This window comes from Candidatus Marivariicella framensis (assembly GCF_982709265.1).
Window position 1 is genome coordinate 12,729 of sequence record NZ_CEXPNT010000008.1, and the last position, 12,690, is coordinate 25,418.

Below are 12,690 nucleotides of genomic sequence, written 5' to 3' on the forward strand. Positions count from 1 at the left end.
TTATTAGAACAAATTACAAAACAAATTTTGATCCTTCAAAATCAAAATTTATAATCGTTTAAATAATATCTTTTTTTAAGTTTTTAAATAAAAAGTATCCTGTAACTATTGTTGAAATTAGTTCTCCTAATGGGAATGCAATCCAAACTCCTATTACACCCATTTTATTTGATAAAATAAATAAAAAAGGAATGAAGAAAAACCCTTGACGTGTAAGAGTTAAAAGCAAAGCCGGTAATGCTTTACCAATAGCTTGAAAATATGCAGCTCCAATAAATTGAATTCCAATAATTGGAGTTGCTGCAAAAACCCACCTAAGAGCAATTGGGGTTTGGTTTAAAATATACAAATCGTTTGTAAAGACTTTAACGATATCTTCAGAGAAAATAAATATTAGAGCAAAAACAATACTCGCTAAAACAGTAGAAAATATAATTGCCTTAACAACTACATCATAAACTCTACCAGGATTATTAGCGCCATAATTAAATGCTGCAATTGGAATAAACCCTTGTGTTATTCCTATAACAGGAAAAAGAGCAAACATTAACATTCTGCTAATTATAGCATAAACAGCTACCGTCATTTCTCCTGCTGCACTAAATAAAATATTATTGACTAATAAGACAACAACACTAACCATTGCTTGTCTAGCAAGTGTAACTGAGCCTAAAGAAGATATTTCTTTAACCAAGGAGAATGATAAATAAAAATCATTTATTTTAAGCTTAAACTCTGATTTACTAGATGTAAAATAATATAAAATATAAATTGCTGTAACAGCATAAGAAATAGTAGTTGCCCATGCAGCTCCATACATGCCATAGTCTAAATAAAAAATTAAAATATAATCTAAAAACAAGTTAGTAATTGAGGGTATCATCATTGCATACATAGCATATTCCGGCTTTCCTTCAGCTCTCATTGTGTTGTTTCCCATCATACAAAAACCTAAAAGAGGAACCCCATAAAGAACTATTTCATAATATATTTTAGCTAATTCATATAAATCTCCTTTACCGCCAAATGCAGGTATTAAATATTCTAAAAATAATAGTCCTAAAAATACTAGAGATAATGTTACAATAAATGTTAGGGTAATTTGATTTCCAAAAGTTTGATTTGCTTTAGAAATATTTTTATCGCCAAGAGCTCTTGAAATAATTGAACCTCCGCCAATACCAATAGCCATTCCAAGAGCTGCAATGAAAAAAGAGACTGGTAATACAACATTTATTGCTGCAATTGCATTTGGACCAATCCATTGGCCAACAAAAACAGTGTCAATTAGGATATTCAAAGACATAACTAAGATTCCAATTGATGCAGGGACTCCCTGTCGAATTAGTAGTCTAAATATCGGGTCAGTACCTAAACGCCCAGATATATTGTTTCTCATATTATATTTCAACAGCAGTTAAAGCCCATTCATCAATCCACCTACTTAAAACTTTAACCCAATCATCACGATCATTTATACATGGAATCACATGAAGTTTTTTTCCTCCTTTTTCTTCAAAATCTTCAGCAGCTTCCATTCCGATTTCTTCTAAAGTTTCCAAACAGTCTGAAATAAAAGCTGGAGTTGCAATTGCAAGTTCTTTAGTTCCCTTTTTGGCAAAAGAAGAAACTGTCTTATCAGTATAAGGTTTTAGCCAAGATCCTATTATAGAAACCCTTGACTGAAAAGATGTAGAGTAGGTGCCTTTTTTTAAATCTAAATATTCTGCAACTTTTATAGAAGTAATTTCGCATTGATGTCTATAACAATATTGATGTGCAGGTGATTTTGTAAAACAGCATTTACCATCAATTTTACAATGTGATTTTGTTATATCTGATTTTCGAATATGTCTTTCTGGAACACCGTGATAGGAAAACAAAAGATGTTCCCAATTTTTTCCCTGCAAAGATTCTTGAATAGAATTTCCAAGAACTCTTATATAGTCTGGATGACCATAAAATGATGGTAGTGACGTAAATTTCATTTTAGGGAAAAAATTAATTCTTATTTTTTCAGCCAAAACCAAAATAGTTTCGGTGGTAGCCATAGCAAATTGAGGATACAGCGGAACAATTAAAACTTCACTGACCCCTTTTTTATTTAATAATTCAAGTCCACTTTTAATAGAGGGGTTTCCATATCGCATTGCAAGTACTATTGGTACAGATACATTTGTTTGTACTTTATCTTTTAATTTTTGAGAAAGAACAATTAAAGGTGAACCTTCTTTCCACCAGATTTTTTTATATGCTTCTGCAGATTTTTTTGGCCTCGTGTTTAAAATGATTCCTTTCACTAAAAACGTTCTAAGCCATTTAGGTAAATCAATTACTCTTTCGTCCATTAAAAACTGATCTAAATAACTCCTAACATCTTTAGTTTTTGGACTTTCAGGAGAGCCCAAATTAACTAAAAGTACACCCTTCATTATTTTTTTTTACGAAGATACTGACATTAAATATTTTTTTGGGGTTGTCCCATATTTCTTTTTAAAGGCAACTATAAAATGACTAGCTGTACTATAACCCAGTCTAAGTCCAACTTCATTTACATTATAACTTTTTGACTCTAGCATTCTTTGGGCTTCTGTCATTTTATGCTCAAGTAAATATCCATAAACAGTATCCCCATATAATTGTTTAAAGCCCTCTTTTAATTTCTTTAAACTTAAACCAATTTCTTGTGATAATTCATGTAAAGTTGGGGGTTCAGACATTCTTTCTAAAATAATTTCTTTAGCATGTCTAATTTTTCTTACATTTTCTTCGTCAACCAAAAAAGGACATTGCTCAAGGTCAGTATCATCACTTTTATTAAAATACAGACTGAGCAATTCGTATACCTTACCCTTAAAATAAAGGGCCCTCATGCTATCGTGAACTTTAGCTTGAAGAATTTGGCTTAAAACAACAGCTATATTAGGGGGGAAAATATTGTCATCATAAAACTTTCTTTTGCTGTTTTCTGGATTTAAAAAGAAAATATGATCAGCATCATTAGAAAATAAACTATGAAATTTAGAAATTGAAATTATAACACTTACAATCCAACTATTTGGCTCCAAATTTAAGTTAAGAGGAAGGTCCTGAGTTGGGTTATATAAAAGTACTGCATGTTCTTCTTTAATTTGAAATTCATAATTACCATTATTGAATAAAAGCTTTCCAGCTCCCTTTAAACAAAAATGAAATTGAATATATTCTCTAGTTATTAACATTTTTTTTTGTAAAACTTTTTTATTTTCGTTTTCATAACGAAGAACCATGAAGCCTTGTTCTATTAATGTGTTTTCCTTTGAACTTTTATCGATGTTTTCCATATTAATAATTGTGTTGTTATTTAGATAAGTTCTAAATTATAAAATCTTTTAAGCTCCCTAAAATTAATACATTTAATTAAAATAAAAATAAAATAAAATAAAAAACCGAAGTCGGTATTAATAATTCGTCTATCGTTATTTTTTCACTTTTCTCAAAATTACTTTTGCGTCAAAGTTTAGATACTCAAGTTTGGATTCAAAAAAATTTTTTACTGTAGGTGTTAGTCATAAAAAAGCCTTGCTTTCTGTAAGAGAGGCTTTCAGCCTTTCTTTACATTCTACCGAAGCATTATTAAATGATGCTAAAAAAAATGGTATCTCTGAGTTACTTGTAAATAGTACTTGTAATAGGACTGAGTTATATGGATTAGCTGAAAATTCAAATGATTTTATCAAGCTACTTTGTAAGTTTTCAAAAGGAAAAATAAATACATTTAATAAAATTGGATACACTTTAGAAGGCAAGAAAGCGATTAATCATATTTTCAGAGTTGGTGCAGGTCTTGAAAGTCAAATTCTTGGAGATTTTGAAATAATTGGACAATTAAAGAAATCATTTTACCAATCAAAAAAATTAGAGATGGCAAATGGATTTTTAGAAAGGCTAATTAACAATGTAATACAAGCAAGCAAACGTGTTAAAACTGAAACTAGAATTTCTTCTGGGGCAACATCAGTTTCGTATGCAGCTGTTCAATTTATTATTAAGAATGTTAAAAACATCTCTGACAAGAATATTCTTCTATTTGGAGCTGGTAAAATTGGTAAAAACACCTGTGAAAACCTTATTAAACATACCAAAAATGATCATATTGTTTTAATAAATCGCACAAAGGAAAGAGCTGAAAAAATTGCAGGTAAATTTAAAGTTAAAGTAAAACCTCATAGTGAACTTAATACTGAAATTAGAAAGGCAGATGTTTTAATTGTTGCTACTGGAGCTGAGCATCCAACAATCAACAAAGAACTTATCCACTGTTCAAGTCCTCTTTTAATTATAGATCTCTCATTACCAAGAAATGTAGTTCCTGAAGTAATTGAAATCGATCAAGTTTCACTTGTTCATTTAGATGAATTGTCAAAAATGACTGATGAGAATCTAATGAAAAGAAAAAAATATATAGGTAAGGCCCAAGAGATAATCAATGAGGTTGCTTCAGATTTTAACACATGGCTGTATCAAAGAAAATATGCCCCATTTTTAAATGCAATTAAAACACATCTTGAGAAACCAATTTCAGGCTCAGAAGAAACAGCATCAAAATTTACCGGTCAAATAGCTAGCTACCTAAAAGATAATCCTAAAAATGCGTCTGCTACAATGAATTTATTAGTAGATCTTTTTGAAATTGAATTAGAAGAAGATGTCAAAGCGTGATATTCGAATTGGGACCAGGAAAAGCAAGCTAGCGCTATGGCAAGCAAAAACTGTTGCAGATAAACTAAACAAAATAGGATATAACACTTCAATTGTTCCAATTAAAAGTGAAGGCGATATGAACCTAAATCAGCCTATTTATTCGATTGGTATTCAAGGAGTTTTTACAAGAACACTTGATACTGCTCTTTTAAATAAAAAAATTGATATAGCTGTACATAGCCTTAAAGACGTTCCAACAAAACTCCCTAAAGGAATTATTTTAAAGTCGACCATAGAAAGAGGTAACCCATATGATCTATTATTATTTGATGATAAAACTAAATTAATTAATGTGGGTAAAATTGGTACAGGAAGTCTAAGAAGAAGAGCTCAATGGTTAAAAAAATATCCGCAAGATGAAACTGAAGTAATTAGAGGAAATATTCAAACTCGTTTAGAAAAACTAAAAACCTCAAATTTAAAGGGAGTGATTTTAGCAAAAGCAGGAATAGATCGTCTCGGAATTATAAATCTAAAATTTGAAGTTTTAAAATGGATGATTCCAGCTCCAGCTCAAGGGGCAATTGGAATTACATCGCTAGAAGAAGATGAATCAATTAAAAAAATTTTATCACAAATAAATTGTTGTAAAACATTTTATTGCACAACTCTTGAAAGAGAGTTTTTAAAAATATTAGAGGGGGGTTGTTCTGCCCCTATAGGAGGCCTGGCTAGAATTAATGATGATTTTGTTGATTTCAAAGGAGGTCTTTTTAGCTTAACCGGAAAAGACTCTATTGTAAGTGATTACAGGTTTTCTTGTAATGAAGACCCTGTTTATTTAGGAAAAAAAATAGCCTTAGAGTTTTTAAATAAAGGCGGTAAGAGCATTATTGAAACAATAAAAAATAAGTTATAATGCATCTATTATCTACAAAGAAATTAAATTCAAAAATTAAATTAGCTTTATATCAAAGTGGAATATACACTTTTGAAGCTCCAATGATAAAAACAAGAATAATTGATTTTCAATGGCCAAAGATTGAGTACGGAGTAATCATTACAAGCTCAACAGCTTTAAAATCGATTTTAAAAAATAGTCAATATAAAAGTATAATTAAACTTCCATTTTTTTGTGTAGGAACTACTACTAAAATTAGATTAATTGAATTAGGCTTAAATGTTGTTGAATGTGAAAACTCTGCTAAAGATTTAGCAAATAAGATAATACAAAAATATTCCAATAAAACTTTCAACTATTTTTGCGGAAAACAAAGACTGAATATTACTGAGAATTTATTTAAAAAAAATAATGTGAATTTATTTTTATCTGAAGTATACGAAACAAAAGAAGCTTCAAAAAAAGTCGAAGACAATTTTGAGGGAGTTTTGTTTTTTAGTCCTTCTGCAGTAAAAAGTTATGCGCTAAACAACTCCTTTAATTCAAAAAAATGTTTTTCTTGGGGTCACACTACTGCAAAAGAAATTGCAAAACATACCGATAATTATTTTATTTCAAAAAAACCTGAAATAAAGTCACTGATTTTATTACTTAAAAAACATATTAAAAAATAGATGCTTAAAAATGATCTTTTCTTACGCGCACTAAAAGGTGAAATTGTTTCTAGACCTCCTGTATGGATGATGAGACAAGCTGGAAGATATCTTCCAGATTTTATGAAATTAAAAAATAAATATGATTTTTTCACAAGATGTCAAACTCCTGAACTTGCTACTGAAATCACATTAATGCCAATAAATCAGTTAGGTCCAGATGCGGCTATTTTATTTAGTGACATCTTAGTCGTTCTACAGGCAATGAATATTAATGTTGAAATGAAGGATGGAGTAGGTCCCTGGATTCCAAACCCAGTTAAAAATAAAAAAGATTTATCTAATATAGTCGTTCCAAATATTCATGAAAAACTAGGGTATGTTTTAGATGCTATAAAAATGACTCAAAAAGAATTAAACAGCAGCATTCCATTAATAGGTTTTGCCGGCTCTCCATGGACACTTCTTTGCTATGCTATTCAAGGTCAGGGTTCAAAAACGTTTGATAAAGCAAAAGCATTTTGTTTTGAACATCCTGAGCTAGCTCATGAATTTCTTCAAAAAATAACTGATACAACAATTTTATACTTAAAAGAAAAGGTGGCTTCAGGAGTAAACGCAGTTCAATTATTTGATTCATGGGGCGGGTTACTATCGCCTAAGGATTATGATGAATTTTCTTGGCAATATTTACAGCAAATTATATCAGAATTAAAAAAAATTAGCCCTGTTATTGTTTTCGGAAAAGGATGCTGGTTTGCATTAAGTAAAATGAGTAAATCTGGAGCATCTGCCCTGGGAGTAGACTGGACATGTTCTGCTCAAAATTCACGATATTTAAGTGGTGGAAATATAACCCTTCAAGGTAATTTTGACCCCTCAAGATTACTTTCATCTATTCCAGAAATAAAAAAACAAGTAACACAGATGATAAATGAGTTTGGGAAGGATAGGTATATCGTTAATCTAGGTCATGGAATTTTACCAAATATTCCTGTGAGTCATGCTCAAGCTTTCATTGACAGTGTAAAACAATATGAAAATATATAATGAAAAAGGCTTTTCTAGATTATATTCATAAACTTCAAGAAAAAATAACAACTTCCATTGAAGATATTGATGGAGGGGCAAGGTTCAAAGAGGATGTTTGGAAAAGACCTGAAGGTGGTGGAGGTAAATCAAGAATTCTGGAGAATGGTAAGGTTTTTGAAAAAGCTGGAGTGAATACTTCAGCGGTAAGCGGGGTTTTACCTAAAAGTCTAGAGGGTTACTTTAATGTTAAAGATTCAAAATTCTTTGCTTGTGGGCTGAGTTTAGTGTTTCATCCAAAAAACCCCATGATTCCAACTGTTCATGCGAATTATAGATACTTTGAACTTTATACTTCAGACGGAGATTTAAAAGATCAATGGTTTGGAGGAGGTCAAGATCTTACTCCTTTTTATTTAATTGAGGAAGATGCTAAACACTTTCATGAAGTATGTAAATCCGTTTGTGATAAACATTCCTCAAATTTGTATAAGGTTTATAAAGAAAAATGTGACTCATATTTCTGGAATCATCATAGAAATGAGTCGCGTGGAATTGGTGGTTTGTTTTTTGATTATTTAAAGTCAAACAATAATTATAAAATTGAAGACTGGTTTTCATTTGTTACAGATGTAGGTAATAGTTTTTTAAAAGCATATCTGCCAATTGTCAAAAATAGAAAAGATTATAAATACAGTTTAAATCAAAAAAACTGGCAAGAAATCAGAAGGGGTCGCTATGTTGAATTTAATTTAGTTCATGATAAAGGGACTCTATTTGGACTTAAAACCAATGGGAGAATTGAAAGTGTTTTGATGAGTCTTCCTCCCAAGGTTCAATGGGTTTACAATTATATTGCAAAAAAAAACTCAGAAGAAGAGAGGCTAATCAAAGTATTACAAAACCCTAGGGACTGGACTACATAATGTATTTTTGTACCTTTAAAAAACTCAAAGTTTTTTTATGAATACTGGATCTATTTTAATCCTACTACCTCTATTAATCATTTTTTCATATTTATTTGATTTAATAGCAAAGAAAACAAAGTTTCCTTCTGTCATTTTACTCATGATTACAGGAATTATCGCTCGAACTATTGCAAATAGTTATGGGTTTGATAATACTGTTTTGTTAAACTCATTAATTCCTGTTCTAGGAACCATTGGTTTAGTCCTTATTGTATTGGAAGGCGCACTTGAATTAGATATAAGAAAAGAAAAGCTAGGTCTAATTTTATCTGGTTTTTTTGCAGCTTTTATTGTCTTAACACTTAATATAATATTACTTAAAGTTTTTTTTACAACAATTTTGAAAATTCCAAATGATCCTGCTACGTTATATGCTATTCCTCTTTCTATAATAAGTAGTGCTGTAGTTATACCCTCAGCAAGTGGACTATTAACTAAAGATAAAGAGTTTGTAATTTATGAATCTACGTTTTCAGATATTTTAGGAGTTGTAATTTTTAATTATAGTATCCAACAAGTAGGTTTAAATGAGTCTTTGATTAGTTTGACACCGATAATTCAATTAGGCATACAAATTTTAGGTATAATTTTCCTTTCATTAGTGATAACTTACCTTCTGGCTAGACTAATTCAGGGTATTGATCATCATGTGAAATTTTTTCTAATTCTTGCTCTTTTGATTTTAGTCTATGCTATTGGAAAGTATTTTCATTTCCCATCTCTTTTAACAATTTTTATTTTTGGGATATTCCTCGGTAATGGAGGTGATTTATTACCAAATTTTATGACAAAATCTATAAATGCAGAAAAAACAAAAAAGAGCCTTCATGAATTTCACGTTTTGACATCCGAATCTACTTTTTTGGTCCGCACTTTTTTCTTTTTATTTTTTGGATTCTCAATTTCATTAAACAGTTTCATGTCGCCTGAACCATATTTCTATGCTATTACTGTTTTATTAATTATGTTTGGAGCAAGATATTTATATCTTTCATTTAGCACTTTCAGTTTTAATACCGCTCCTTTATTATATATGTCTCCCAGAGGGTTAATTAGTATTTTGCTTTTTCTTCAGCTTGGAACTTTAAAGGATCCTAGTCTTAAAACTAATATCATAGATGAAAGAGTTTTACTATTAGTTATTTTAATCTCAATGCTTGTTATGCTATTTGGAACTCTTAAAAATAATAAAATTAAAGAAAATATTCCTTTTGAAATTGAAATACCCAGAAATGAAGAAATTGATTCTGATTTTTCAAATAAAAAAATAAATGATTAATATATGTATCCATTAAATCGTAACCGTCGATTAAGAAGTTGCTCAGCTATTCGAGATCTTGTTAGAGAAAATCAACTTTCTAATAATGATTTCATAGTGCCTCTTTTTGTTGTTGAAGGCAAAAATATTAAGAAAGAAATTGTTTCAATGCCTAATTATTACCAATGGAGTCTAGACTTACTTGAAAAAGAAGTAAAAGAACTTTGGAAAATTGGATTAAAAGCAGTTTTAATTTTTACAAAAGTTGATGACAATCTTAAAGACAACAGGGGAACAGAGGCTTTGAATAAAGATGGTCTTATGCAAAGAGCAATTAAAACAATAAAAAATAGTGTGCCTGAAATGTTAGTCATGACTGATATAGCACTTGATCCTTATTCATCTTTTGGACATGATGGAATTGTAGAAAATTTTAAAATTTTAAATGATGCCACAATAGATGTGTTATCTGAAATGGCTGTTTCTCATGCAACGGCTGGGGCAAATTTTGTTGCTCCAAGTGACATGATGGATGGAAGGGTTTTGAAAATACGAGAGGCATTAGAAATTGAAGGGTTTTTTGAAACTGGAATAATGAGTTATAGTGTTAAGTATGCTTCATCATTTTATGGGCCATTTAGAAACGCCTTAGATTCAGCTCCAGGGTTTGGAGATAAAAAAACCTATCAAATGGACTTTGCAAACCAAAAAGAAGCTATTAATGAGGCAATGAAAGATCTTGAAGAAGGTGCTGATATAATAATGGTAAAACCTGGAATTACATACTTAGATATAATTAATTCATTGTCTAATAAAATTAATTCTCCTATAGCCGCTTATCAAGTCAGTGGAGAATATTCTATGTTAAAAATTGCTGAAGAAAAAGGATTTTTAGACTACAATCAGGTGATGATAGAACAACTATTTGCTTTTAAGCGAGCTGGAGCTTCTATGATAGCTAGTTATCATGCTAAAGAAGCTGTTAAGCTTTTAAATCAATATTAATGAAAAAAATATTAAAAATATTAATCTTTATAATTTTTGTAATCTTTGGAGGTATATATGTTTCCAATTATAGCTGGTTTTTAGAGGGAGTTGCTAAAATTTATTTTACTGGACATACAACAAGTTATTTATCGGATTATAAAGTTTTTGATAATAATGAAATTCCAGTATCCTCAAACCCACAACCTTGGCCAATTCATAAAAAATATAACACAACTAGTCCCTCAAGTTTTCTTGAATCACATAATAAAAAAAATAAAACAGTTGCTTATTTAGTTATAAAAAATGACAGTTTATACTATGAAAAGTATTATGATGGTTATGGATTAGACTCGAAAAGCAACTCTTTTTCCATGTCAAAAAGCATTGTGTCTGCCCTTTTAGGTAAAGCCATTATGGATGGTTATATTGAAAGTCTAGATCAACCTGTTTATCAATTCTTGCCAGAGATAAAAGGGTCTTATTCTAAAATAGTAACATTAGGGGATTTGTCTAGTATGTCTTCTGGATTAGACTGGCAGGAAGAATATTATTCTCCTGTTTCAATAACTGCTTCTTCTTACTTTATAAATGATCTTAAAAGTTTAATCTTAAATCAAGAAATTATTAATGAGCCGGGTAAAAGTTATAGTTATCTAAGTGGTGCAACTCAATTACTTGGAATGTCAATAGTAAATGCAACAGGACAAAGTCTCAGTGAATACTTATATAAAAGTTTTTGGGATCCTATGGGAGCTGAAAATTCTGCACTTTGGCAATTGGATAGTAAAAAGAATAATATTGAAAAAGCATTTTGCTGTATTGCTTCTAACGCAAGAGACTTTGCTAGGTTTGGAAAGCTCTATAAGGATTTTGGTCAATGGAATGGAAAAACTTTAATTGACTCAGCATTTGTAGTTAAATCTATTTCTCCACGTTTTCAAAAAAGTCCAGAATATGGATATTCATGGTGGTTAGAAAACTTCAACGGTCATAAAGTGTTTTTAATGAGAGGGCATCTGGGTCAATATGTTATTGTTTTACCTGACGAGAATATAATAGTTGTAAGACTTGGTCATTTAAAAGGCAAATCAACTCCAAATAACCCCAGGAGCGATGTTCATATCTATTTGGATGAGGCAATTAAAATGATTAATAATACTGATTAAATATTTTTATACTGCTGGGTTTGGAATTTTATTATGAATCTCATCAATTTCAGATAATATTTCTTTCGAAAGTTTCACTTTATGAGTTTCAATATTTTCCTTTAATTGTTCTAGTGAGGTTGCTCCAATAATATTACTTGTGACAAAACTTCTTTCACTGACAAAAGAAAGTGATAATTGCGTTAACGTTAGACCGTTATCTATTGCAAGTTGATGATAAAGTTTTGTTGCCTTTGCGCATTCATTACTTGTGTATCTTTTGTAATTCGGCATAACCTCTAATCTAGAACCCTTAGGTATTATACCATTCATGTATTTTCCAGTCAAGACACCAAAACCAAGAGGCGAATAGGCTAAAAGCCCTATGTTTTCACGATGACAAATTTCGGAATGACCTGTTTCAAATTCTCTACATAATAGAGAATATGCATTCTGAATTGACACCATTCTTGGGCGATTTGAATTTGATGCATTTAAAAATTTCATCATACCCCATGGATTTTCATTTGAAATTCCGACATGTCTAATTTTTCCAGAATTAATATGACCCTGTAAAACATCTAATACACTTTCAAAGTTTTCTAACCATGGATCGTCAGGCGCAAAGGTAAAACCTCTTTTTCCAAATTTATTTGTTTTTCTTTCTGGCCAATGGAGCTGGTACAGATCTATATAATCTGTTTTTAAACGCCTTAAACTGCTGTGTAAGGCTTCATCAATGTTGGTCTTGTCGAAGCTCATATTAGTTCTTATGTGAGAGCTAAATGCTTCAGGTCCAGCAATTTTTGAGGCTAATATGATTTGATCACGTTTTCCATTTTTACTAAACCAATTGCCTATAATTTCTTCTGTTGACCCATGGGTTTTTGATTCAGCTGGAACTGGATATAATTCTGCAGTATCCCAAAAATTAACTCCTTGATCTAAAGCATAATTCATTTGTTCTTGACCTTCAAAATCAGTGTTTTGTTTTCCCCAAGTCATTGTTCCCAGGCATATTTTACTTACATCCAAATCAGTATTTGGAAGCCTTTTATATTCCATT

12 protein-coding genes are annotated in these 12,690 nt (G+C 30.5%); 8 read left to right on the plus strand and 4 right to left on the minus strand.

The genetic code is table 11. From position 1 onward, the window contains the following. Positions 1-58 precede the first annotated feature (58 nt). Genes AC34EU_RS04190 through AC34EU_RS04200 form a run of 3 tightly spaced genes read right to left on the minus strand, consistent with a single transcriptional unit; the run spans position 59 to position 3,323 of the window. Positions 59-1,399 carry an MATE family efflux transporter gene (locus tag AC34EU_RS04190; RefSeq protein WP_487533834.1) on the minus strand — a complete coding sequence of 447 codons (1,341 nt, stop codon included), beginning with the start codon at positions 1,397-1,399 and terminating at the stop codon, positions 59-61. A 1-nt stretch (position 1,400) separates the two neighbouring features. After that, the gene (gene hemH, locus AC34EU_RS04195; protein ID WP_489666582.1) at positions 1,401-2,432 is read right to left on the minus strand and encodes a ferrochelatase; all 1,032 of its coding nucleotides are present in this window, start codon (positions 2,430-2,432) and stop codon (positions 1,401-1,403) included. 9 nt (positions 2,433-2,441) lie between these two features. Next, positions 2,442-3,323: a helix-turn-helix domain-containing protein gene (locus AC34EU_RS04200; protein WP_489696078.1), complete on the minus strand. Its 882-nt coding sequence runs from the start codon at positions 3,321-3,323 to the stop codon at positions 2,442-2,444. A 190-nt stretch (positions 3,324-3,513) separates the two neighbouring features. Between AC34EU_RS04200 and hemA the strand changes: the two genes are divergently transcribed. From hemA to AC34EU_RS04240, 8 genes are read left to right on the plus strand one after another with little or no spacing between them, the layout of a single operon-like run. Continuing rightward, positions 3,514-4,701 (plus strand): glutamyl-tRNA reductase, encoded by a 1,188-nt coding sequence (gene hemA, locus AC34EU_RS04205; protein WP_487533837.1) that lies wholly within the window; start codon positions 3,514-3,516, stop codon positions 4,699-4,701. After that, on the plus strand, positions 4,688-5,602 hold the full coding sequence (gene hemC, locus AC34EU_RS04210) for a hydroxymethylbilane synthase (RefSeq protein WP_487533838.1): 915 nt from the start codon (positions 4,688-4,690) through the stop codon (positions 5,600-5,602). The genes hemA and hemC overlap by 14 nt, the downstream gene beginning before the upstream one ends. Continuing rightward, a complete protein-coding gene (locus tag AC34EU_RS04215; RefSeq protein ID WP_487533839.1) occupies positions 5,602-6,258 on the plus strand; it encodes a uroporphyrinogen-III synthase in 657 nt (218 codons plus the stop codon). The genes hemC and AC34EU_RS04215 overlap by 1 nt, the downstream gene beginning before the upstream one ends. Next, positions 6,259-7,287: a uroporphyrinogen decarboxylase gene (hemE, locus tag AC34EU_RS04220; RefSeq protein WP_487533840.1), complete on the plus strand. Its 1,029-nt coding sequence runs from the start codon at positions 6,259-6,261 to the stop codon at positions 7,285-7,287. Further along, a complete protein-coding gene (hemF, locus tag AC34EU_RS04225) occupies positions 7,287-8,192 on the plus strand; it encodes an oxygen-dependent coproporphyrinogen oxidase (protein ID WP_487533841.1) in 906 nt (301 codons plus the stop codon). The genes hemE and hemF overlap by 1 nt, the downstream gene beginning before the upstream one ends. A 37-nt stretch (positions 8,193-8,229) precedes the next feature. Further along, positions 8,230-9,513 (plus strand): cation:proton antiporter domain-containing protein, encoded by a 1,284-nt coding sequence (locus AC34EU_RS04230; RefSeq protein ID WP_487533842.1) that lies wholly within the window; start codon positions 8,230-8,232, stop codon positions 9,511-9,513. 3 nt (positions 9,514-9,516) lie between these two features. Then, positions 9,517-10,497 carry a porphobilinogen synthase gene (hemB, locus tag AC34EU_RS04235; RefSeq protein ID WP_487533843.1) on the plus strand — a complete coding sequence of 327 codons (981 nt, stop codon included), beginning with the start codon at positions 9,517-9,519 and terminating at the stop codon, positions 10,495-10,497. Continuing rightward, a complete protein-coding gene (locus AC34EU_RS04240; protein WP_487533844.1) occupies positions 10,497-11,645 on the plus strand; it encodes a serine hydrolase domain-containing protein in 1,149 nt (382 codons plus the stop codon). Before hemB ends, AC34EU_RS04240 begins: the two co-directional genes overlap by 1 nt. 6 nt (positions 11,646-11,651) lie before the next feature. On the opposite strand, the gene AC34EU_RS04245 is transcribed toward AC34EU_RS04240, so the two are convergent. Beyond that, positions 11,652-12,689 (minus strand): aldo/keto reductase, encoded by a 1,038-nt coding sequence (locus tag AC34EU_RS04245; RefSeq protein WP_487533845.1) that lies wholly within the window; start codon positions 12,687-12,689, stop codon positions 11,652-11,654. Position 12,690 lies beyond the last annotated feature (1 nt).

Coding starts and splice junctions, on each gene's coding strand:
- AC34EU_RS04190 (WP_487533834.1), bottom strand. CDS start 1,399: ATGAGAAACAATATATCTGGGCGTTTAGGTACTGACCCGATATTTAGA.
- hemH (WP_489666582.1), bottom strand. CDS start 2,432: ATGAAGGGTGTACTTTTAGTTAATTTGGGCTCTCCTGAAAGTCCAAAA.
- AC34EU_RS04200 (WP_489696078.1), bottom strand. CDS start 3,323: ATGGAAAACATCGATAAAAGTTCAAAGGAAAACACATTAATAGAACAA.
- hemC (WP_487533838.1), top strand. CDS start 4,688: ATGTCAAAGCGTGATATTCGAATTGGGACCAGGAAAAGCAAGCTAGCG.
- AC34EU_RS04215 (WP_487533839.1), top strand. CDS start 5,602: ATGCATCTATTATCTACAAAGAAATTAAATTCAAAAATTAAATTAGCT.
- hemE (WP_487533840.1), top strand. CDS start 6,259: ATGCTTAAAAATGATCTTTTCTTACGCGCACTAAAAGGTGAAATTGTT.
- hemF (WP_487533841.1), top strand. CDS start 7,287: ATGAAAAAGGCTTTTCTAGATTATATTCATAAACTTCAAGAAAAAATA.
- AC34EU_RS04230 (WP_487533842.1), top strand. CDS start 8,230: ATGAATACTGGATCTATTTTAATCCTACTACCTCTATTAATCATTTTT.
- hemB (WP_487533843.1), top strand. CDS start 9,517: ATGTATCCATTAAATCGTAACCGTCGATTAAGAAGTTGCTCAGCTATT.
- AC34EU_RS04240 (WP_487533844.1), top strand. CDS start 10,497: ATGAAAAAAATATTAAAAATATTAATCTTTATAATTTTTGTAATCTTT.
- AC34EU_RS04245 (WP_487533845.1), bottom strand. CDS start 12,689: ATGGAATATAAAAGGCTTCCAAATACTGATTTGGATGTAAGTAAAATA.